Source organism: Pseudomonas sp. BT-42-2 (assembly GCF_025847435.2).
GTDB classification, from domain to species: Bacteria; Pseudomonadota; Gammaproteobacteria; order Pseudomonadales; family Pseudomonadaceae; genus Aquipseudomonas; species Aquipseudomonas urmiensis.
On sequence record NZ_JAOYTM010000009.1, the window covers coordinates 76,536 to 97,193 of the forward strand.

19 protein-coding genes are annotated in these 20,658 nt (G+C 61.6%); 7 read left to right on the plus strand and 12 right to left on the minus strand.

Annotated elements, in window-relative coordinates; all coding sequences use genetic code 11:
- Window positions 1–44: 44 nt before the first annotated feature.
- From sixA to OIU19_RS10555, 3 genes are read right to left on the minus strand one after another with little or no spacing between them, the layout of a single operon-like run.
- The gene (sixA, locus tag OIU19_RS10545; protein ID WP_186555723.1) at window positions 45–503 is read right to left on the minus strand and encodes a phosphohistidine phosphatase SixA; all 459 of its coding nucleotides are present in this window, start codon (window positions 501–503) and stop codon (window positions 45–47) included.
- Complete coding sequence (locus OIU19_RS10550) at window positions 500–847, minus strand: DUF4389 domain-containing protein (protein ID WP_264234954.1); 348 nt, start codon at window positions 845–847, stop codon at window positions 500–502. The genes sixA and OIU19_RS10550 overlap by 4 nt, the downstream gene beginning before the upstream one ends.
- Before the next feature lie 36 nt (window positions 848–883).
- Complete coding sequence (locus OIU19_RS10555; RefSeq protein WP_264234955.1) at window positions 884–1,909, minus strand: NAD(P)H-dependent glycerol-3-phosphate dehydrogenase; 1,026 nt, start codon at window positions 1,907–1,909, stop codon at window positions 884–886.
- Window positions 1,910–2,090: 181 nt separating this feature from the next.
- Here OIU19_RS10555 and OIU19_RS10560 point away from each other — a divergent pair, with 181 nt between their 5' ends.
- The 5 genes from OIU19_RS10560 (at window position 2,091) to fabB (ending at window position 9,010) form a co-directional block, all read left to right on the plus strand.
- Complete coding sequence (locus tag OIU19_RS10560; RefSeq protein WP_264234956.1) at window positions 2,091–4,238, plus strand: TonB-dependent siderophore receptor; 2,148 nt, start codon at window positions 2,091–2,093, stop codon at window positions 4,236–4,238.
- Complete coding sequence (locus OIU19_RS10565) at window positions 4,238–5,128, plus strand: ABC transporter substrate-binding protein (protein WP_264234957.1); 891 nt, start codon at window positions 4,238–4,240, stop codon at window positions 5,126–5,128. The genes OIU19_RS10560 and OIU19_RS10565 overlap by 1 nt, the downstream gene beginning before the upstream one ends.
- The gene (locus tag OIU19_RS10570; protein WP_264234958.1) at window positions 5,125–7,056 is read left to right on the plus strand and encodes a response regulator; all 1,932 of its coding nucleotides are present in this window, start codon (window positions 5,125–5,127) and stop codon (window positions 7,054–7,056) included. Before OIU19_RS10565 ends, OIU19_RS10570 begins: the two co-directional genes overlap by 4 nt.
- Before the next feature lie 206 nt (window positions 7,057–7,262).
- A complete protein-coding gene (gene fabA / locus OIU19_RS10575) occupies window positions 7,263–7,778 on the plus strand; it encodes a 3-hydroxyacyl-[acyl-carrier-protein] dehydratase FabA (RefSeq protein WP_138220177.1) in 516 nt (171 codons plus the stop codon).
- Window positions 7,779–7,789: 11 nt separating this feature from the next.
- Window positions 7,790–9,010: a beta-ketoacyl-ACP synthase I gene (gene fabB, locus OIU19_RS10580; protein WP_186555717.1), complete on the plus strand. Its 1,221-nt coding sequence runs from the start codon at window positions 7,790–7,792 to the stop codon at window positions 9,008–9,010.
- A gap of 202 nt (window positions 9,011–9,212) precedes the next feature.
- Here fabB and OIU19_RS10585 read toward each other — a convergent pair whose 3' ends face one another.
- On the minus strand, window positions 9,213–10,217 hold the full coding sequence (locus tag OIU19_RS10585) for an amidohydrolase family protein (protein ID WP_264234959.1): 1,005 nt from the start codon (window positions 10,215–10,217) through the stop codon (window positions 9,213–9,215).
- Between the two features lie 116 nt (window positions 10,218–10,333).
- On the opposite strand from OIU19_RS10585, the gene OIU19_RS10590 reads away from it, so the two are divergent.
- The gene (locus OIU19_RS10590; RefSeq protein WP_264234960.1) at window positions 10,334–11,197 is read left to right on the plus strand and encodes a pirin family protein; all 864 of its coding nucleotides are present in this window, start codon (window positions 10,334–10,336) and stop codon (window positions 11,195–11,197) included.
- A gap of 265 nt (window positions 11,198–11,462) precedes the next feature.
- On the opposite strand, the gene OIU19_RS10595 is transcribed toward OIU19_RS10590, so the two are convergent.
- From OIU19_RS10595 to OIU19_RS10610, 4 genes are all read right to left on the minus strand, one after another.
- Window positions 11,463–12,188, minus strand: a complete 726-nt coding sequence (locus OIU19_RS10595; protein WP_264234961.1) for a dienelactone hydrolase family protein — start codon at window positions 12,186–12,188, stop codon at window positions 11,463–11,465.
- A 59-nt stretch (window positions 12,189–12,247) separates the two neighbouring features.
- Window positions 12,248–14,155: a molecular chaperone HtpG gene (gene htpG / locus OIU19_RS10600; RefSeq protein ID WP_264234962.1), complete on the minus strand. Its 1,908-nt coding sequence runs from the start codon at window positions 14,153–14,155 to the stop codon at window positions 12,248–12,250.
- A gap of 95 nt (window positions 14,156–14,250) precedes the next feature.
- Window positions 14,251–14,709 carry a PaaI family thioesterase gene (locus OIU19_RS10605; RefSeq protein ID WP_186555712.1) on the minus strand — a complete coding sequence of 153 codons (459 nt, stop codon included), beginning with the start codon at window positions 14,707–14,709 and terminating at the stop codon, window positions 14,251–14,253.
- Window positions 14,706–15,185, minus strand: a complete 480-nt coding sequence (locus OIU19_RS10610) for a PaaI family thioesterase (RefSeq protein ID WP_264234963.1) — start codon at window positions 15,183–15,185, stop codon at window positions 14,706–14,708. The genes OIU19_RS10605 and OIU19_RS10610 overlap by 4 nt, the downstream gene beginning before the upstream one ends.
- 156 nt (window positions 15,186–15,341) lie before the next feature.
- Between OIU19_RS10610 and OIU19_RS10615 the strand changes: the two genes are divergently transcribed.
- Window positions 15,342–15,617 (plus strand): hypothetical protein, encoded by a 276-nt coding sequence (locus OIU19_RS10615; RefSeq protein WP_186555710.1) that lies wholly within the window; start codon window positions 15,342–15,344, stop codon window positions 15,615–15,617.
- Between the two features lie 51 nt (window positions 15,618–15,668).
- Here the strand turns inward: OIU19_RS10615 and OIU19_RS10620 are convergent, their stop codons facing one another.
- The 4 genes from OIU19_RS10620 to sucC form a co-directional block, all read right to left on the minus strand.
- Window positions 15,669–16,433: a DUF599 domain-containing protein gene (locus OIU19_RS10620; protein WP_264234964.1), complete on the minus strand. Its 765-nt coding sequence runs from the start codon at window positions 16,431–16,433 to the stop codon at window positions 15,669–15,671.
- A 276-nt stretch (window positions 16,434–16,709) separates the two neighbouring features.
- Window positions 16,710–18,023 (minus strand): branched-chain amino acid transport system II carrier protein, encoded by a 1,314-nt coding sequence (gene brnQ, locus OIU19_RS10625; protein WP_186555708.1) that lies wholly within the window; start codon window positions 18,021–18,023, stop codon window positions 16,710–16,712.
- A gap of 467 nt (window positions 18,024–18,490) precedes the next feature.
- Window positions 18,491–19,375 (minus strand): succinate--CoA ligase subunit alpha, encoded by an 885-nt coding sequence (gene sucD, locus OIU19_RS10630; protein ID WP_016393102.1) that lies wholly within the window; start codon window positions 19,373–19,375, stop codon window positions 18,491–18,493.
- The gene (gene sucC / locus OIU19_RS10635; protein WP_186555707.1) at window positions 19,375–20,541 is read right to left on the minus strand and encodes an ADP-forming succinate--CoA ligase subunit beta; all 1,167 of its coding nucleotides are present in this window, start codon (window positions 20,539–20,541) and stop codon (window positions 19,375–19,377) included. The genes sucD and sucC overlap by 1 nt, the downstream gene beginning before the upstream one ends.
- Window positions 20,542–20,658 lie beyond the last annotated feature (117 nt).

Consider the following 20,658-nt stretch of genomic DNA (forward strand, 5'->3'; position numbering starts at 1 on the left):
CGCCCAACGCCAAAGCAACTGACAAAACTACCAGTTGCCAGGGATCAGCCTGGGTGGCTAAGGGCGCGCAGGGTCATCAGGCCCGCCAGCGGCCAATCGCCTTCCAGCTCAGCGAGGCTGGCGGTGCTCATTGGCGCAGCTTGTTGCCCATGGCCATGCTCGAGCATGCCGACCAGCGCCCCAACCAAAGGCTGGTGGCTGACCAACAAGACATGCTCCAGGCCCAACCGCTCGATCTCACCGATAACTTTTTGCACATCGCTTTCCGGAGTCAACCAGGGCACGGTGCGCACCGGCTCGGCGAAGCCCAGGGTGTCATGCACCAGTGCTGCGGTCTGCTGGGCGCGCACATAGGGGCTGGCGATGATCGCCTGCAGCGGCTGGCCGAGCAGCCGCGCAGCGCTGTGCAACACTTGCTCGCGGCCATGGGCGGTGAGGCGTCGCTCGGCATCGGTATTGGCGCGCGGCTCGGCCTCACCATGGCGCAGCACCCACAGCTTCACAGCTTGGGCTCCTCGTCACGCACCGGATGGGGCGCTGGGGCAACGGCATGCGGCGCCTCGCCTTCCGGGGTACGCGGGGTTGGCCAGTCGGCGAACGGCCATGGCTTGCTATCGGTATGGAAAGTGCCGAAGCGACCGATCTGCGCCAGGTACTGGCTGAGGCTGTCGCCAAAGTTCATCAGGCTGGCGCTGGGCGCGCCATAGATCAGCCGGTAGATCAGCTGGACCAGGACCAGGCCGCCGAGCAGCAGCTCGGCCAGCTGCCAGACCACCAGGAACACCAGCATCCACAGCACCCGCAGGATGATCGACTCGCGCTGGGCGCGCTCGGGGGTATCGTTCATGTATTGCTCCTTGCTCTGGTCAGAGCCGCTGACGGCTCAGTTGAAACCGCTGGTGGAAATGAAGTCGACGTCGGTTTTCGGTTCGGCGCGCATCAGGTGTTCAATGACCTGGTTGAGCGTTCGCCCCTCGAACAGGATCGCGTGCAGGCCGGCCACCAGCGGCATGTACACCTGCGCCTCGTGGGCCTTGACCTTGAGTACCTTGAGGGTGTTGACCCCTTCGGCCACTTCGCCCAAGCGGCTGACGGCCTGTTCCAGCGACAGTCCTTGGCCCAAGGCATGGCCGACCTGGTAGTTGCGGCTTTTGGGCGAAGAGCAGGTGACGATCAGGTCGCCGACCCCGGCCAGACCAAGGAAGGTCATCGGGTTGGCGCCCAGGCTCACGGCAAAGCGGGTCATCTCGGCCAGGGCACGGGTAATCAGCATGCTCTTGGTGTTCTCGCCCATGCCCAGCGCCACAGCCATGCCGGCGATGATCGCGTAGACGTTCTTCAGCGCACCGCCCAGCTCGACGCCGAAGCGGTCGGCGCTGGCGTAGACACGGAAGGTGCGGCCATGCAGCACCTCTTGTACGCGCTGGCACAGCGCTTCGTCTTCACTGGCGACCACGGTGGCGGTCAGCGCGTGCTCGGCGATCTCGCGGGCCAGGTTCGGCCCGGACAGCACGCCAATGCGCGCCTGCGGGGCAATCTCTTCGAGGATCTGGCTCATCAGCTTGAAGCTCTGCGCCTCGATGCCTTTGGTCAGGCTGACCAGGCATTTGCCCCGCAGCAGCTCGGCATGCGGCGCCAGCACGCTGCGCAGCGCGCTGGATGGCAGGGCGACGAAGATCAGCTCGGCGGCTTGCAGGGTAGCCAGCAGGTCGTTGACTGGCTCGACGCCGTCCTGCAGGCGAATGCCTTTGAGGTAGCGCGGGTTCTCGCGATTGACGCGCATGGCCTGGGCCTGGTCTGGATCGCGCATCCATTGGCGTACCGGGTTGCCGTTTTCCGCCAGCAGGTTCGCCACGGCGGTGCCGAAGCTGCCGCCTCCCAGCACCGCAACAGGTTGCTGTTCAGTCATATCCAATCCGTTAAAGCCATAAGTTAAGTGGCAACCGCTGCATTATACGGCCCGTGTGCGTCAGAACCAGTGGCAGACGCGTGCGAGCTGCGAAGTCGCAGGCAGCCTGCACGCGTGAACAAGCCAACACAGTACTCAGCCTTGACCTGAGCCGCTGGAAAAACCCGCAAGGTCAGTTAACATGCCTGTTTCAACACTGATACAAGGCCGTACCGTGTTTCCTGGCCCGCCACCGGTTCCTCGCCTGCTATTGCTGACTGCCCTGCTCGGCGGCCCTGCTGTGGCCGACGATCTGTTCATCGACAACCAGGACCTGCCGCAAGTTCTGACCGCCACCCGCCTGAAACAATCCCCTGCCGCAGTGCCGGGCAGCATGACCGTGCTCGACAGCGACCTGATCCGCGCCAGCGGCGCCCGGGATATTCCCGAGCTCCTGCGCCTGGTGCCAGGGATGATGATCGGCTACGGCGCCGGCAACCAGCCGACGGTCAACTACCACGGCAGTAACGTCAGCGAAGCCCGGCGCATGCAGGTGTTGATCGATGGCCGCTCGGTGTACCGCGCAGGCCTGGCCACGGTGGACTGGAGCGATATCCCGGTAGCCCTCGAGGATATCGAGCGGATCGAGGTGTTTCGCGGCCCCAACACCGTCAGCTACGGCGCCAACGCGCTGATGGCGGTGGTCAACATCCTCACCCGCAACCCCGCCGACAGCCACGGTACGCGTCTGAAAATGACCCGCGGTGAAGATGGCATCAATGACTTCTATGCCAGCCAAGGGCTTGGCTGGGACGGTGGCGACCTGCGCCTGTCGCTGTCTGGCCAGCAAGATGACGGCTTCGATCAGGACCAGTACGGCCGTGACTACCGCGACAGCCGCCGGCTGAACCGGATCAACCTCAATGTCAGCCATATGCTCGCGCCCAACCAGACCCTGGAGTGGCAGTTGGCGGCCAAGGAGGGCAGCAACCAACGGCCTTACACCTACAAACCGGTGTTCCCCTTCGTCACCCGCGCCGGCGACAGCGCTGATGTCAACGCCAAGGACTACGCGGGCTCGCTGCGCTGGAGCATCGATATCAACCCCGAACACAGCCTGTACGTGCAGGGTTCGGCGCAGCACTTCGACCGCCAGCAGGTCTGGCGGGCCTGTGATGCGGCGCTCTCGTTCAGCCAGGAACTGACTCGTCTGTGGCAGCTGGACTCGAACTATGCCGAGCAGGTGGCACGCAACATCACCAATCCCCCGGGCAACAGCAACCCCGCCTTGCAGGCGTTGCGTGACCAGGTGAAACAGCAGTGGGACAGCCAGGGTGGCAGCCAGGTGGTGTGTGGCGATGTCGACCAGAGCACCCGTGAAACCCGCTATGACCTGGAGATCCAGGACACCCTGAGCCTGACCGACAACCTGCGCCTGCTCAGTGGTGCCAACTTCCGCTATGACAAAGCCGACTCGCAGACCTACTTCAATGGCACCCTGGACGATCAGACCTGGCGCCTGTTCGGCCAACTGGAGTGGCGCGCGGACGAACACTGGATCCTGCAAGGCGGGGCGATGTTCGAAGACAGTCGCCTGTCCGGCAGCTCGCTGACGCCGCGGGTCGCGGTCAATTACCTGATCACCCCGCGGCATGGCTTGCGGGCCGTCTACTCTGAGGCGGTGCGCTCGCCAGACATGTTCGAGAACAACGTCAACTGGAGCTACACGGTCAACAACCTGACGCCCTATCAACCCTGGATGGGCAATGGTGAGTACTTCGTCAAGACCCGCGGCCCGGGCGATCTGGACCAGGAGCGGATGCGCTCGCGCGAGTTGGGTTACAACGGTAACTTCAGCGATATCGACCTGAGCATGGATGTGAAGCTGTTCTACGACGAGATCACCGGAATGATCAGTGAACCGCTGCGCAACAACCAGTACATTGCCAGCAACGCCAACAAGGCCAATTTTCGCGGCACCGAAGCGCAGGTCGACTGGCGCCCGAGCCGGCGCGATCGCCTGCGACTGAGCTACGCCTACGTCGACGCCTGGGCCAGCAACCGCAACGACAGCCAGAACAGCGCACGCAACAGCGGCTCGGCTGGCTGGATGCGTGACTGGGGCGCGGGTTGGTCCAGCGCGCTGTTCTACTATGGCGATGCCAACCTCAACGACTATCGCTTCGAGCGCATCGACCTGCGCGTGGCCAAGCGCCTGCGCATTCAGGGCACCACCCTGGAGCTTGCCGCACTCTGGCAGCAGCGCCTGGACGACGAGCCGATCACCCTGCCCCAGAACCGTTATGACAGCCGTCACCGCCTGAGCGTCAGCGCGGAGCTGGAATTCTGATGCTGCGTCTGCTGCGCCTGCTGCTGCTCTGCCTATGGCCACTGGGGACGCTGTCAGCCAGCGAAATCCTGTTGGTCGGGGGTGACGATCAGCCTGGCATCCGCAGCTTCGTCGAGGCCATGCAAAGCCGTCGCAGCCATGACCAGGTGCGCTTTCAAAGCGTGGCCGAGCTGCCCCGCCCCAGCCAGCTGAAAAGCGATATTCGCCTGATCCTGCTCGACAGCGCCGCGCTGGAATGGCGCCTGGGCGAAACCGCCGGGCCGCCGGCTTTGGCCATGCGGGTCAGCCGGGTGCAAGTTGAACAGCGCCTGGGAAAGTCGCGTCCGGCCTATTTGTGCCTGCTCTGGAGTGACCCGCCGCTGGCCCGGCAACTGCGCCTGACACGCTTGCTGCTGCCCCAGGCCCGCCGAATTGGCGTGCTGTACGGTGAGCAAAGCCGCTTTCTGCTCGACGAACTGCGCCAGGCCGCCCAGCCCCTGGGCCTGGAGATAGTCGCCCAGGACTGGCCCGACCTGCGTGACAGCCGCCCGCTGCAGCACCTGTTGGGCAATAGCGACGTGCTGCTGGGGATCGATGACCCCGACCTGTACAACTCCAAGACCGCCAAGAACGTCCTGCTCAGCAGCTATGGCCGCCAGCTGGCACTGATCGGCCCCAACGTCGGCTTCGTCCGCGCTGGCGCCCTGGCCAGCACCTACAGCGACCAGGACGACTGGCTGGCGGTGCTCGACCGGCTGCTCGACCAGTCCCCGGCGCGCTGGCCGCGTAGCCTGTATCCCTCGCACTTTGGCGTCAGTGGCAACCAACAGGTCGCCCGCGCCCTGGGCCTGGAGCCGATTGATCCGAAGGCCGCCGCCCTGGCCCTGGCCGAAGGAGAACCCACCCCATGAGAAAGCGCCTGAGCTGGGACATCCATACCCGCACGCAAATCATCAGCCTTGGCCCGGCCTTGTTGCTCACGCTGTTGCTGATCAGCTTCTTTACCTTCGTGCGTATCCAGGACTTGCGCCAGGAGCTCAACCACACCGGCCAGCTAATCGCCAACCAGCTGGCGCCGGCCTCGGAGTACGGGGTGATCTCCGGCAATAACGAGGTGCTGGAAAGCCTGATGCGCGCGACCTTGAGCATTCCGCACGTGCGTTTTCTGGAAGTGCAGGACAGCCGCAACCATATCCTGGTGTACGTCGAGCAAGCCGATGAAAGCGCCAACCGCGCGCAGCGCGTGGAAGTGTTTCAGGCGCCGATCCGCCTCCAGCAGATCCGCCTGGACAACGACTTTCTGCAGCAAGGCAAGACGCCGATGCCGCGCATTGGCGATGACTACCTGGGCCGGGTAATCGTCGGCATGTCGGACGACGCCTTCAGCCAGCGCCAGCAGGAAATCGTCATCAAGGCCGGGATCCTGGCCCTGTTCGCCCTGCTGTTCACCTTCCTCCTCGCGCGCCGCTTGGCCATGAGCCTGGCCAAGCCCATCAGCGACATGGGCCACGCGGTCAAGGCGATCCAGCAGGGCGAGTTCAATGCCCCGGTGCCGGTGGTCGACGACAGCGAGCTGGGCCATCTGGCGCATCATATCAACAACCTGGCCAGTGCCTTGGAGCAGGCCAGCCAAGAACAGAAGCAGGCAATCGCGCAGTTGATCCAGGCCCGCGAAGAGGCCGAACAGGCCAACCGCGCCAAGTCGGACTTCCTGGCCATGATGAGCCATGAACTGCGTACGCCGATGAACGGTGTATTGGGCATGCTGCAACTGCTCGAAACCACCCAGCTGACCCACGAGCAGGCTGACTACACGGCAGTGGCCAGCGAATCGACCGGCCACCTGCTCAAGGTGATCAATGACATCCTCGACTTCTCGCGGATCGAGCGCACCAGCCTTGAGCTGGAGCATATCGATTTCAACCTAGGCGAGCTGATCAGCAGCAGCGTGCAGTCGTTCCAGCACAGCGCCCAGCAGCGCGGACTGGACCTGCAGTTGAAACTGCCGACAGGCCTGGACCGCCTGGAAGTTGTCGGCGATCCGACACGCATCCGCCAGATTCTCCTGAACCTTATCGGCAACGCCTTGAAGTTCACCGAGCGCGGCCAGGTCGAAGTCGAGCCGCGCTGGCAGGTGCTCGACCGCCAGTTGATCTGGTTCAGCTGCGCGGTACGCGACACCGGCATCGGTATCGACAGCGACCGCCTGGAAATGATGTTCGTCGCCTTCCAGCAGGCCGACAGTTCGATCTCCCGACGCTACGGCGGTACTGGCCTGGGTCTGGCAATTGCGCGCACCCTGGCCGAACGCATGGGCGGCCAGTTGCGCGCCGAGAGCCGCGAGGGTTTGGGCTCGACCTTTACCCTGGAAATGCCTCTGGCCCTGGCCAGCAAGCCCGCCGCCCTGCTCCCAGGCCGCGCGGCGCAGGACCAGCAGGGCGAGGCTGGCGGGCGGATCCTGTTGGTCGAGGACAACCCGGTCAACCAAAGCGTGATCGAGGCGATGCTGCGCAGCCTCGGCTTTGAGGTCAGCGTGGCCATGGACGGCGCGCAGGCGGTAGAGCAGGTCGACCAGCAGCGCTTCGCTGCGGTACTGATGGATTGCCGCCTGCCGCTGATGGACGGCTATGAAGCGACCCGGCGCATTCGTCAGCTACGCCAAGGCGCCGGGCTACCGATCATCGCCTTGACCGCCAGTGCCTTGCAGGGCGATCGCGAGCGTTGCCTGGCGGCTGGCATGGACGATTACCTGAGCAAACCCTTCAAACGCACGGAACTGCAGCGGATCCTGCAGCGTTGGTTACCCGGACAGACAGCCGCGACTGGCGATAAATGCTAAAGTGCGGCAGTCTTAGACTAGACAGGACCGCCGCTGGGCCTGAAAATACTGGTTTCAGTGAACACCTGTACTTCATTTGCCAGGTGCGCTGTGACTTTCACCACAACGCAATAGTCTACCTGTAGGCTGCCGCCTTGAGCTCATAGTGCTCTGGGATGGCCGGGAAGATTCATCCCCTGCCGCATGGGGATTATTGAGGAGCTCGCATGACCAAACAAAACGCCTTTACTCGGGAAGACCTGCTGCGCTGCAGTCGCGGTGAGCTGTTCGGCCCAGGTAACGCGCAACTGCCCGCCCCGAACATGTTGATGGTCGATCGCATCACGCATATCAGCGAGGAAGGCGGAAAGTTCGGCAAAGGTGAATTGGTCGCCGAGCTGGATATCACCCCAGACCTGTGGTTCTTCGCCTGCCACTTCGAAGGTGATCCGGTGATGCCGGGCTGCCTGGGCCTCGATGCCATGTGGCAGTTGGTCGGTTTCTTCCTCGGCTGGCAGGGTCTGCCGGGCCGCGGTCGCGCCCTGGGTTCGGGCGAAGTGAAATTCTTCGGTCAGGTGCTGCCTACCGCCAAGAAAGTCACCTACAACATTCATATCAAGCGCGTCCTGAAGGGCAAGCTGAACATGGCCATCGCCGATGGCTCGGTCAGCGTCGACGGCCGCGAGATCTACACCGCCGAAGGCCTGCGGGTCGGCGTGTTCACCTCCACTGACAATTTCTAAGGGTTATTCGCATGCGCCGCGTCGTTATCACTGGTCTGGGCATCGTATCGTGCCTGGGCAATGACAAAGAGACCGTCACCGAAAACCTGCGCAAGAGCCGTCCGGGCATTCGCTACAACCCGGAATATAAGGAAATGGGGCTGCGTAGCCAGGTTTCCGGTTCCATCGACCTCAACCTCGAAGAACTGATCGACCGCAAGGTGTTCCGCTTCGTCGGCCACGCGGCTGCCTACGCCTACCTGGCGATGCAGGACGCGATCAAGGACTCGGGCCTGACCGAAGAGCAGGTTTCCAACCCACGCACCGGCCTGGTAGCAGGCTCCGGCGGCGCATCGACCCTGAACCAGATGGAAGCGCTGGATACCCTGCGCGAGAAGGGCGTCAAGCGCGTCGGTCCATACCGTGTCACCCGGACCATGGGCAGCACTGTATCGGCGTGCCTGGCAACGCCGTTCAAGATCAAGGGCATCAACTACTCGATCTCCTCGGCTTGCGCTACCAGCGCCCACTGCATCGGCACCGCACTGGAGCAGATCCAGTGGGGCAAGCAGGACATCGTCTTCGCCGGCGGCGGTGAAGAAGAGCACTGGAGTCAATCGTTCCTGTTCGACGCCATGGGCGCGCTGTCCACCAAACGCAACGACACCCCTGAGCTGGCCTCGCGCGCCTACGACGCTGACCGTGACGGTTTCGTCATCGCCGGCGGCGGCGGCATGGTGGTGGTCGAAGAGCTGGAACACGCCCTGGCCCGTGGCGCCAAGATCTACGCCGAAATCGTCGGCTACGGCGCAACTTCCGATGGTTACGACATGGTCGCCCCGAGCGGTGAAGGCGCCATCCGCTGCATGCAGCAGGCACTGTCCACCGTCGACACACCGATCGACTACCTGAACACCCACGGCACCTCGACTCCGGTCGGTGACGTCGCGGAAATGAAAGGTGTGCGTGAAGTGTTCGGCGACAAAGCGCCGAAGATCAGCTCGACCAAGAGCCTGTCCGGTCACTCGCTGGGCGCCGCTGGCGTGCACGAGGCGATCTACTGCCTGCTGATGATGGAAAACAACTTCATCGCCGGTTCCGCCAACATCGATGAGCTGGACCCAGAGGTCGCTGACCTGCCGATCCAGCGCGAAACCATCGAGAACGCCAAGATCGATACGGTCATGAGCAACAGCTTCGGCTTCGGTGGCACCAATGCCACCCTGGTACTGAAGCGTTGGGAAGGCAAGTAAGACCTTAGCGCTCAAGCGAAAACGCCCCGACTGGTTCGGGGCGTTTTTGTTTGTGGCGTTGTTGGGCTGTGCCGACGCTATCGCGGGGCAAGCCCGCTCCCACGTGGAAGTACGCGCATGGCGTGGATCTAGGCGCATTGCGTGGATGTACGCGCATTACGTGGGAGCGGGCTTGCCCCGCGATAGGGCCGGTACAGCCAGCTCAATGCCCCTTGGGCAACACCGCCAGAAAATTCTCCCTCGCCACCTTCTGCGCGACCTGCTCGGGCAATGCATCCAGGAACGGATCAAAGCCATGCAACTGCTCGCCCAAGCTGCCAAACCGCCCCACCACATCCGAGCCGAGCATGAACCGATCAGGATAGCGCTCGACCAACGCCAACCAAGCCTGGCGCGGCCTACCCTGCTCATCAAGCAAGTACGGCTCAAGCACGCTCCACGACAGATCAATGTACAAGTTGGGGTAATCCTTGAGCATTCGGGTCAGCACTGGCAAGAGAAAGTCCATCTGCGTCTGGTGCCGATGAATCTCCATGCTGGTGCCGGCATGCGCCCAGATGAAGCGGGTGTGCGGATGGTTGCGCAGCGGCTCCTCGATCTCGGCCAGGTACAGCGGGTTGCGCTCGCGCTTGGAGGTGATGTTGGAGTGAATCAGTACGGGTAGATCGCGCTCGGCCGCCAGGTGATAGATGCGCGTCATCGCCTCGTTGTTGGCCCTGGGCGTGTCACCGCTGGTCAGGGCAGTAAGGTCATCGTGGCGGGTGAACACCTCGCCAATGCCTTGCCACAGCCCCGGATACAGCTCAAGCATGCGCTCGATATGGCTGACAGCATTCTTGTCCACCGGATTGAAGCCGGTCAGAAACGGATGAAAGCGTTTGCGCTGCTGCGGCGTTAACTTTTCAAGAGCAGCCGCCACATAGATATCAGTGGCGCTGTACCAATATGCATCGGCGTCGTCACCCGCGTAATAGCGTGGGCGCTTGGGTTCGTCTTCATGCCATTTCTTGGCCACCGAAACCCCGGAAATCATCGACTGGTCGATCCCTGCCTGGTCCATCGCCTTGAGCAAGGCCGGCATGCCTTCGGTTTCCTGGAAGAAGTCGACGTAGTGCAGGTGGGCATCGCTGTAGCGGTACTCGCGGGCCTGGGCCAGCTGGCACAGCAGGCCCGAAACCAGCACGGCAGCCAGTGTTCTGGCGATCATGGCAGCATCCTTATCCTGATTCGAACAGAGTAGACCCGCGCGCGCTCGCCGCGGTTCAGCAATCGACCTCAACCCGTTATGCTGGTGGGCACTTACCGCGCCGCCTGGAGCCGAACATGAGCAACCCGTTGATCATCCGTCCGCGCGCCGAATCGGTCGAGGGCCAGCCGATCCTGCGCCCACTGCCTTCGGCGCAGTGCCGCAGCGTCGGCCCGTTCGTATTCTTCGACCATATGCTGGAGACCGATTATGCGCCTGGCAGCGGCATGGATATCCGCCAGCATCCGCATATTGGCCTGTCGACCCTGACCTACTTGTTCGAGGGCGAAATCCTGCACAAGGACAGCCTGGGCTCGGATCAGCGGGTACTGCCTGGCGATGTCAGCTGGATGACGGCCGGGCGCGGCGTCGCCCATGTCGAGCGCACGCCCGCGGAGGGTTTTGCCAAGGGCTCGCGCCTGCATGGGCTGCAGGTATGGCTGGCCTCGCCACGTGAGCATGAGCAGGGCCTGGCGAGCTACAGTCATCACCCGGCGGCGAGCCTGCCGGTCAGGGAAACGCTGGGCGTGCGCATCTGCTTGATTGCCGGCAACGGCTTTTGCCTGGAATCTCCGGTGCCAGTGCTCTCCCCTACCCTGTACGCCCATGTGCGCATGCAACCTGCGACAACCCTGCTGGTGCCGAATGAGCATGCCCAGCGGGCGCTGTACCTGCTCGATGGCGAGTTGCAGCTCAATGGGCAGGAGGTCGAGCCGTGCAGCCTGCTGGTGTTGCCGGAGGGTGAAGAGGTGACGCTGTATGCCGAGGGCGAATGCCAGTTGGTGCTGATCGGTGGCGCGCCGCTGGATGGTCCGCGGCGGATGAACTGGAATTTTGTCGCGAGTGATCCGGCACTGATCGAACAGGCCCGAGTGCGCTGGGCTGCTGGGGATTGGCCGGTGGTGCCTGGGGAAATCGAGCGGATCGAATTACCGCGCTAGTTGGGGCCGCTGCGCTGCCCTTCGCGGGCAAGCCCGCTCCCACAGGGATAGCGGCGCTGCGCCGGTCAGGGGTGAGCTAAGTTAGATCCGCAAAGAGCTTTATTAAAAGCGTTGGGGCTGTTTTCCACTCCTTGCGGCGGTTCGGCGGCCCGGCAAGCCCGCACCAATCAGGGCGTCTGGTCTAGCTCACCACTGACCCCACAGCGCCGCTATCCCTGTGGGAGCGGGCTTGCCCGCGAAGGGCCGCTGTGCGGCCCCGGCACACTCAACCTCTGAACACTTCTGTCAGCAGGTTGTGCATCGCCTTGAACGCCCGCTCTGAAGTCTTGCGGTCGTACTGCATCTTGCCCGTCACATTGGCATTCGGATCAGTGAACGAATGCACCGCCCCGCCATAGCTGAGCAATTGCCAATCGACCTTGGCGGCATTCATTTCTTCCTCGAACGCCGGCAACTGCTCACGCGGCACCAAGGGGTCCGAGGCACCATGCAGCACCAGTACCGAGCCTTTGATGCGCTTGGCGTCCTCTGGGTTCGGCGTATCCAGGGTGCCGTGGAACGACACGGCAGCCTTGAGATCCGCCCCGGTACGCGCCAACTCCAGCGCACAGCAACCGCCAAAGCAGAACCCGAAGGTTGCCACCTTACCCGGCTCCAGCAGCGCCTTGGACTGCCCCAGCAGTTGATCCAACGCCTCTTTCATGCGCTTGCGCAGCTCGGCGCGATCATTCTTCAGCGGCATCATCGCGTTGCCTGCCTCATCGGCATTGGCCGGGCGCACCGACTGGCCATACAGGTCAGCGATCAGTACCACATAACCTTTCTCGGCAACTTCCTTGGCAATACGCTCGGCACCTTCACCGATGCCCATCCAGTTCGGCGCCATCACCAGACCTGGTCGCCCCAGCGCACCGGGCTCATACACCAAGCGGCTCTCATAGGTCTTGCCGGACAGGTGATAGACCAGCGATTCGACGATTACCTTGCTCATCAAACTCCTCCTTGCACCATGAAAAAAGCCCGCCGAAGCGGGCTTTCCTAGCAACTAACTCAAGCAGACAGCTCGACCAGCAGCTTGTTCAAGCGACGAACGTAGGCCGCTGGGTCCTTCAGGCTGTCGCCAGCCGCCAGCGCGGCCTGATCGAACAGGATGTGCGAAAGTTCGGCGAAGCGGTCTTCGCTCTGCTCGTTGTCGAGCTTGTCGATCAGCGGATGAGCCGGGTTGAATTCGAAGATCGGCTTGGAATCCGGCACCTTCTGCCCACTGGCTTCGAGGATCTGGCGCATCTGCAGACCCAGGTCCTGCTCGCCAATGGCGAGGATCGCCGGCGAATCGGTCAGGCGATGCGAGACACGCACCTCGGCGACGCTGTCACCCAGGGCCGTCTTCAGACGCTCGACCAAGCCTTCCTTGTTTTTGGCGACTTCCTCCTGGGCCTTCTTGTCCTCTTCCGAATCCAGCTGGCCCAGGTCCAGGTCACCGCGAGCGACGTCGACGAAGCTCTTGCCGTCGAAATCGCTCAGGTAGCTCATCAGCCACTCATCGATACGGTCGGTCAGCAGCAGCACTTCGATGCCTTTCTTGCGGAAGACTTCCAGGTGCGGGCTGTTCTTGACCTGCGCGTAGGTTTCGCCGGTGAGGTAGTAGATCTTGTCCTGACCTTCCTTGGCACGCGCCAGGTAGTCAGCCAGCGACACGCTTTGCTCGCCGCTGTCGTCATGGGTCGAAGCGAAACGCAGCAGACCGGCGATCTTCTCTTTGTTGGCGAAGTCTTCAGCCGGGCCTTCTTTGAGCACCTGGCCGAAGTTCTTCCAGAAGCCCTTGTACTGCTCAGGCTCGTTCTTGGCCAGTTTCTCCAGCATGTCCAGCACGCGCTTGGTCAGGGCCGTTTTCATCGAGTCGATGATCGGGTCCTTCTGCAGGATTTCACGCGAGACGTTCAGCGACAGGTCGTTGGAGTCGACCACACCCTTGATGAAGCGCAGGTACAGCGGCAGGAACGACTCGGCCTGGTCCATGATGAATACGCGCTGTACGTACAGCTTCAGGCCGCGTGGCGCTTCGCGCTGGTACAGGTCGAACGGCGCGCGGGCCGGGACGTACAGCAGCGAGTTGTATTCAAGCTTGCCTTCGACCTTATTGTGGCTCCAGGCCAGCGGGTTCTCGAAGTCATGGCCGATGTGCTTGTAGAACTCCTGGTACTCCTCGTCCTTGACCTCGGTCCGCGGACGGGTCCACAGGGCGCTGGCGCGGTTGACGGTTTCCCACTCTTGCGTAGGTTGCTCTTCGCCTTCAGCGGCTGCGGCTTGCTCTTTGGGCAGCTCGATCGGCAAGGCAATGTGGTCGGAGTACTTCTTGACCACGTTGCGCAGACGCCAGCCATCGGCGAACTCTTCCTCACCCTTTTTCAGGTGCAGGACGATACGGGTGCCACGCTGTGGCTTGTCGATGGTGGCGACTTCGAACTCCCCCTCGCCCTTGGACGACCAGTGCACGCCCTCGGCAGCTGGCAGACCGGCGCGGCGGCTGTAGACGTCGACTTTGTCGGCGACGATGAACGCCGAATAGAAACCCACGCCGAATTGGCCGATCAGGTGCGAATCTTTCTTCTGGTCGCCACTGAGGTTCTTCATGAAGTCGGCGGTGCCAGACTTGGCGATGGTGCCCAGGTGGGCGATGACGTCTTCACGGCTCATGCCGATACCGTTGTCCTCGAGGGTCACGGTGTTGGCATCTTTGTCGAAGCTGACGCGGATCTTCAGGTCGGCGTCGCCTTCGAGCAGCTCAGGCTTGGCCAAGGCTTCGAAACGCAGCTTGTCAGCGGCGTCGGAGGCGTTGGAAATCAGCTCGCGCAGGAAGATTTCCTTGTTCGAGTACAGCGAGTGGATCATGAGGTGCAGCAGTTGCTTTACCTCGGTCTGGAAGCCCAGGGTTTCTTTTTGTGTCTCCACACTCATGGTCTTCAAAACTCCGATCTGATGGCAGTTGTCGCCCGGCGGCCCGATTGGCCAGCTTTTACGGCGGGATGACAAGCAGATGGGGGCTGGCCTGACTATTTCAAGGGCTTTTCTGGTTCGATCTTGAAATGGGCACGGGCGGTGGCGATCGGCGTGTCCCGATCAGCCTGCCAGGCAGTGATGGCGACGTTGGTCACCCGCCTGCCCTGGCGCCACAGCTGGCAGTGGGCAAAGGTGTCGCGCAGGTGGCCGGCGCGCAGGTAATCGATGGAAAAATCGATGATCTTGGGAATGCTCACGCTTTCGCTGTAGATCAGCAGGTACAGCGCGGCGCTGAGCTCCATGAAGCCTGCGATCACCCCGCCATGAATCGCCGGCAACAGCGGATTGCCAACGTTGTCCGGGTTGGCCGGCAGGCGGAACAGCAGCTCGTCGCCGCGACGTTCGCACTCGATGCCAATCAGGCCTGCATAAGGGATCAATGCCAGCAGCGGCCGGTAGTCGCCCGCCGCGTGCGCTTCGTTAAGGCGCTGGCGAACATCGCGGGGGATCATACGCCCTGCTCCTTGTTCAAGCTGTTTCCAAAGCGGATGCCCCCTTTGACCTCCTGGCCCAGGCGCATGAAGGTGCCGACCACCTGGCAGATGGGTTGCTCGGGGTCATCCTGATAGGCCGTGCCGCGGGTGAAGATCACATCACGGGTCACCCGATAGCAGTATGCGTGACCGTGGATAGCCTTGCCGGGCTCGGCCGGGTGCATGTAATCGATGCGCAAATCCAGGGTCGGGCACACCTCGAACTGCTCCAGCGCGCAGAGCGTGGCCATGCCGCAGGTTGTGTCCATCAGCGTGGTCAGCGCACCGCCATGCACGGCGCCGGACTGGGGGTTGCCGACAATCATTGGCGACCAGGGCATTACCAGGGTCATGCCACGGGCGTCAGCGTGATGCACGCGCATCTGCAAAACCTGACAATGTTTCAATGCTGAGAGAAAGCGCTCAGCCATGGCTATCAAGGGCGTGTCGCTCATCGGGCGATTTCCTTGTACCGATTGGTCAGCGGCACAAAATCAGTGAAAAGTCTATGTAGAACGGGGCGTTATATATCTGTAATCTTCGCGGAACTTATTCCGCTTACTTGAGCTCGAAGGAACAAGTAAGTTATTCCACCAAGGAGAGACACCCCCATGCGTAAACCTTTTGCTTTTGCTCTGATGCTGGCCGCTGCCATGGGTCTGGCCGCTTGCGACAAGGCAAGTGAAGACAAAGCCCAGGATGCACAGCAACACGCTGAGCAAGCCCAGGAAAAAGCGGGCGAAGCTCAGGATAAAATGAACGAGGCTGCCAAGGAAAACGCCGAAGCCGCCAAAGATCAGGCCGAAGCGCAGCAAAAAGCTGCTGAAGAAGCCGCTGAAGAAACCGCACCTGCTACCCCGGCTCCAACCGAGCCAGCTAAGCAGTAATCGGTTTAAACAAAAAAACCCGACATTGTCGGGTTTTTTTGTGCCTGAAGTTTAAGGGTTAATCGTTTCAGTCGATGCGATGGAACTTTCTTTAGCCGCGTCGATCGGTGCACTTTCGGTGGGTGTGAACACCATCACTTCCAACACATCCGAATGGAACTCGCGGCGATAAAGAATCAGCACTACGCCGATTGTAGTGGCCATGAATATCCAGGGGCTGATGAACCAGGTGAGCATGGCCATGCCGAAGTAATAAGAGCGCAAGCCCAAGTTGAACTGGTTGGCCGCCAGCGACAACACCCGCGCCGCGCGCGAGGCAAACGCCTTGCGCTCCAGTTCATTGACCAGGCGTTCGCCGATCATCGGCGCCGAACCGACCAGCACGGCGGCAAAGTTGTATTGGCGCATGCACCAGCTGAAGGTGAAGAAGGCATAGACGAACACCGCCGCCAGGCTCAACAGCTTGATCTCCGAGACGCCCTGCGACGCCTCCTGCACCAAGGGCAGGTCGGCCAGCAGCGACAAGGCCCGATCCGAGGCGCCAAGCACGGTGAGGATACCGGCCAGGATGATCAGGGTACTGGAGGCGAAGAACGAGGCGTTGCGCTCCAGGTTACCGATTACGCTGGCATCGGCGATGCGGTTGTCGCGCAGGAGCATGCGGCGCATCCAGTCCTCGCGGTACAAGTGCAGGACGCTGGCCAGGCAAGCGGTGTCGCGGCCCTTCCAGATGGCGTAGCGGGTGTAGCCACCCCAGCACAGGGCGAACCAGCAGACCGCCAACAGATTGCTCAAATTGCTTTGGATGAAGCTCATGCAGGGTTCTCGACCGTTCAGGTGCAAAGAAGGATGTTGACCGGTTTTCGACGTTTGGATTCGGTAAAAGGCACGTACTTGAGAGAATAATCTGCTTTGCTCGTGCGGGCCTTATCGCGGGACAAGCCCGCTCCCACGTACGACGTCTGCGCAGATGCCTGAGTGGGGACCGACCAGAAAAAAACCCCGCATCCTGACGGATACGGGGTTTTTGGTCTCAACCATTTGCAGGTGCCCTTCGGCTTGTGGCCGGCCCTGCCTCCTGGTTTCAATCCATCAGGCCATGGCCTCGCGCGGCTTGCCGAGCATGCGGTCGCAGACCACGGCCCCAGCCAGGGTGATGACCGAAGGCACCAGCCAGGCCATGCCTTCATTGCTGAACGGCAGGTGAGCCATGAAGTCTGGCAGCACGTGAGCCAGGCTGCTGCCCTTGATCGCATCGACTACGCCAAATACCAGCGACACCAACATCACCGGCGCCAGAATGCGCGTCGGCGAGTTCCACAGGTCTTTGACGAAGCTCAAGCCCACCACCACGATGCATGGCGGGTAGATGGCGGTCAGCACCGGAATCGAGAACATGATCAGCTTGGTCAGGCCCAGGTTGGAGATCAGCAGCGAGAAGCCTGCCAGGATCACCACCAAGGCGCGATACGACAGCGGCAGGATCTGGCTGAAGTACTCGGCGCAGGCGCAGGTCAGGCCTACCGCAGTTACCAGGCAGGCCAGCGCGATCAACACCGCCAGGAAGCCACTGCCCAGCGATCCGAAGGTGTGCTGCACATAGGCATGCAATACCGCTGCGCCGTTAGTGGCATCCGCCGCAATGTCGTGGCTACCGGCACCCAGGCGGAACAGGCTGATGTACACCAGGGCCAGGCCGACACCGGCAATCAGGCCGGCAATGATGGCATAGCGGGTAATCAGCTGCGGCGACTCGACACCGCGCGAGCGGATGGCATTGACGATGACGATACCGAACACCAGGGCGCCCAGGGTATCCATGGTCAGGTAGCCATCGGAGAAGCCCTTGGAGAAGGCTGCGGCAGCATAGGCCGGTTGCGCTTCGCCAATGGTCCCCGCTGGCAGCGCGAAGGCAGCGATGCCCAGCACAGCCAGGGCAATGATCTTCAGCGGCGCCAGGAAGCGGCCAACGGTATCGAGCAGCTTGCCCGGATACATCGACACCGCCAGCACCACCAGGAAGTACACCAGGCTGTAGATGAACAAGGCCAACGGGCTTTCACCGGTCAGCGGCGCCACGCCTACCTCGAACGACACCGTAGCGGTACGCGGGGTGGCGAACAGCGGACCTACCGACAGGTAGCAGACAGCTGCCAGCAGGCCGCCGAAGAACTTGCCGATCGGGCTGCTCAACGCATCCATGCCGCCGCCGACCTTGGCCAGGGCAACCACGGTGATGACCGGCAGGCCGACTGCGGTGACCAAAAAGCCTAGGGCTGCCATCCACACGTGCGGACCGGACTGCAGGCCGACGATAGGCGGGAAGATGATATTGCCGGCGCCTACGAAAAGCGCAAACGTCATAAAGCCAAGTGCCAGGATATCCTGGCCTTTTAACACTTTCATTTAGGGTCGTACCACACTGCTGAAATCGGGATTCGAGAAGGGATTTCCCTATGGGTGAGGGAAATGCTGCCCGGCTTGATAGGCCAGACCCGTTTAGCGTGTCGTTCCCTTTTGGGGCACGGGCACAGAGTGAGCGCGTAGGTTAAACGTTTTGCCTGGAAAACGCACTGTAACAGTGCTGCTTGTCCGATGTGCGTATGTGTTTGTCGTCTGCGCGACCGAGGACGCGGGCAATTATCGCAGGACTGGGAACGGCGTAAGCTTAAAATTCTATTGAAGCGATCGATTTTCTGTGGGCTGATCCGGTCTCTTCGCGGGCAAGCCCGCTCCCACAGGGACTTAATGTGCGCTGTGGGAGCGGGCTTGCCCGCGAAGAGACCGGATCAGCCCACAGCAATCTTGCCCCCAGAAACGACAAAGGCCACCCGAAGGTGGCCTCTGTGCGCGTGGGGGGTACTACGTGTTACTTACTTCTTGGCTTCCCAGCCAGTCAGCTCGGCCAGGGCCTTGCCGATGTCTGCCAGGGAACGCACGGTTTTCACGCCAGCGTCTTGCAGGGCAGCGAACTTCTCGTCTGCAGTACCCTTGCCGCCGGAGATGATCGCGCCAGCGTGGCCCATGCGCTTACCAGCAGGTGCGGTAACACCAGCGATGTAAGACACGACAGGCTTGGTGACGTTGGCCTTGATGTAGGCAGCCGCTTCTTCTTCAGCCGAACCGCCGATCTCACCGATCATGACGATCGCTTCGGTCTTCGGGTCTTCCTGGAACAGCTTCAGGATGTCGATGAAGTTGGAGCCTGGGATCGGGTCACCGCCGATGCCGACGCAGGTCGACTGGCCGAAGCCGGCGTCGGTGGTCTGCTTGACCGCTTCATAGGTCAGGGTGCCGGAACGCGAAACGATACCGACCTTGCCTGGCAAGTGGATGTGACCTGGCATGATGCCGATCTTGCACTCGCCCGGAGTGATAACGCCTGGGCAGTTAGGGCCGATCAGGGTAACACCCAGCTCGTCGCACTTGACCTTGGCATCGAGCATGTCCAGGGTAGGAATGCCTTCGGTGATGCAGACGATCAGCTTGATGCCGCCGAAGGCCGCTTCCAGGATCGAGTCTTTGCAGAAAGGCGCCGGAACGTAGATCACCGACGCGTCAGCGCCGGTAGCTTCTACAGCTTCTTTCACAGTGTTGAACACTGGCAGGCCCAGGTGAGTGGTGCCGCCTTTGCCTGGGGTCACGCCGCCAACCATCTTGGTGCCGTAGGCGATGGCTTGTTCGGAGTGGAAAGTACCCTGCGAGCCGGTGAAGCCCTGGCAGATGACTTTGGTGTCTTTATTGATCAGGACGCTCATTACTTGCCCTCCGCAGCTTTGACAACTTGTTGAGCAGCGTCGGTCAGGCTGGTTGCAGCAATGATGTTCAAACCGCTTTCTGCCAGTACTTTAGCGCCGAGTTCGGCATTGTTGCCTTCCAGACGGACGACAACCGGTACTTTGACGCCGACTTCTTTCACAGCGCCGATGATGCCTTCGGCAATCATGTCGCAGCGAACGATGCCGCCGAAGATGTTGACCAGTACGGCCGCGACATTGCTGTCGGACAGGATGATCTTGAAGGCTTCGGTCACGCGCTCTTTGGTAGCACCACCACCTACGTCGAGGAAGTTGGCTGGCTTGCCGCCGTGCAGGTTGACGATGTCCATGGTACCCATGGCCAGGCCGGCACCGTTGACCATGCAGCCAATGTTGCCTTCCAGGGCTACGTAGTTCAGTTCGAACTTGGCAGCGTGAGCTTCACGGGCGTCGTCTTGCGACGGGTCGTGGAAGGTTTTCAGCTTAGGCTGACGGTACATGGCGTTGGCGTCGATGTTGATCTTGGCATCGAGGCAGTGCAGATCGCCATCGGCCTTGATCACCAGCGGGTTCACTTCCAGCAGGGCCAGATCGTGATCCTTGAACAGTTTGGCCAGACCTACGAAGATCTTGGCGAACTGAGTGACTTGCTTGCCTTCCAGGCCCAGCTGGAAAGCCAGCTCGCGACCCTGGAACGGCTGAGCGCCGACCAGCGGATCGATGGTGGCCTTGAGGATCTTCTCAGGAGTGTCATGAGCGACTTTCTCGATGTCCACGCCACCTTCGGTGGAAGCCATGAACACGATACGACGGCTCGAACGGTCGACTACAGCGCCCAGGTACAGCTCTTTGGCGATGTCAGTGCAGGATTCGACCAGGATCTTGGAGACTGGTTGACCGTTGGCATCGGTCTGGTAAGTGACCAGATTCTTGCCCAACCATTGCGCAGCGAACGCCTTGGCGTCTTCTTTGCTGCGAACCAGCTTGACGCCGCCCGCTTTACCGCGACCGCCAGCGTGAACCTGAGCTTTTACAACCCACTCGGAACCGCCGATCTTTTCGCAGGCTTCTGCTGCAGCTTCAGGGGTGTCGACTGCGAAACCCTTGGAAACTGGCAGGCCGTATTCAGCGAACAGCTGCTTACCCTGATACTCGTGAAGATTCATGCTTTTTACCGTCTTCGTTAGGTACTGCGCTTCGGCGCTGCGCCAGTTACGGCGCCGCACCACCTGTGACCTTTAACCATTGGGTGGTCCCAAAGGCCCGGTCCGGCGGACGTTCCG

Bases quoted from the DNA above. Each gene is read 5' to 3' on its own strand.
- OIU19_RS10550 (WP_264234954.1), bottom strand. From the start codon at position 847: ATGAACGATACCCCCGAGCGCGCCCAGCGCGAGTCGATCATCCTGCGG.
- OIU19_RS10555 (WP_264234955.1), bottom strand. From the start codon at position 1,909: ATGACTGAACAGCAACCTGTTGCGGTGCTGGGAGGCGGCAGCTTCGGC.
- OIU19_RS10560 (WP_264234956.1), top strand. From the start codon at position 2,091: ATGCCTGTTTCAACACTGATACAAGGCCGTACCGTGTTTCCTGGCCCG.
- OIU19_RS10565 (WP_264234957.1), top strand. From the start codon at position 4,238: ATGCTGCGTCTGCTGCGCCTGCTGCTGCTCTGCCTATGGCCACTGGGG.
- OIU19_RS10570 (WP_264234958.1), top strand. From the start codon at position 5,125: ATGAGAAAGCGCCTGAGCTGGGACATCCATACCCGCACGCAAATCATC.
- fabA (WP_138220177.1), top strand. From the start codon at position 7,263: ATGACCAAACAAAACGCCTTTACTCGGGAAGACCTGCTGCGCTGCAGT.
- fabB (WP_186555717.1), top strand. From the start codon at position 7,790: ATGCGCCGCGTCGTTATCACTGGTCTGGGCATCGTATCGTGCCTGGGC.
- OIU19_RS10585 (WP_264234959.1), bottom strand. From the start codon at position 10,217: ATGATCGCCAGAACACTGGCTGCCGTGCTGGTTTCGGGCCTGCTGTGC.
- OIU19_RS10590 (WP_264234960.1), top strand. From the start codon at position 10,334: ATGAGCAACCCGTTGATCATCCGTCCGCGCGCCGAATCGGTCGAGGGC.
- OIU19_RS10595 (WP_264234961.1), bottom strand. From the start codon at position 12,188: ATGAGCAAGGTAATCGTCGAATCGCTGGTCTATCACCTGTCCGGCAAG.
- htpG (WP_264234962.1), bottom strand. From the start codon at position 14,155: ATGAGTGTGGAGACACAAAAAGAAACCCTGGGCTTCCAGACCGAGGTA.
- OIU19_RS10605 (WP_186555712.1), bottom strand. From the start codon at position 14,709: ATGATCCCCCGCGATGTTCGCCAGCGCCTTAACGAAGCGCACGCGGCG.
- OIU19_RS10610 (WP_264234963.1), bottom strand. From the start codon at position 15,185: ATGAGCGACACGCCCTTGATAGCCATGGCTGAGCGCTTTCTCTCAGCA.
- OIU19_RS10615 (WP_186555710.1), top strand. From the start codon at position 15,342: ATGCGTAAACCTTTTGCTTTTGCTCTGATGCTGGCCGCTGCCATGGGT.
- OIU19_RS10620 (WP_264234964.1), bottom strand. From the start codon at position 16,433: ATGAGCTTCATCCAAAGCAATTTGAGCAATCTGTTGGCGGTCTGCTGG.
- brnQ (WP_186555708.1), bottom strand. From the start codon at position 18,023: ATGAAAGTGTTAAAAGGCCAGGATATCCTGGCACTTGGCTTTATGACG.
- sucD (WP_016393102.1), bottom strand. From the start codon at position 19,375: ATGAGCGTCCTGATCAATAAAGACACCAAAGTCATCTGCCAGGGCTTC.
- sucC (WP_186555707.1), bottom strand. From the start codon at position 20,541: ATGAATCTTCACGAGTATCAGGGTAAGCAGCTGTTCGCTGAATACGGC.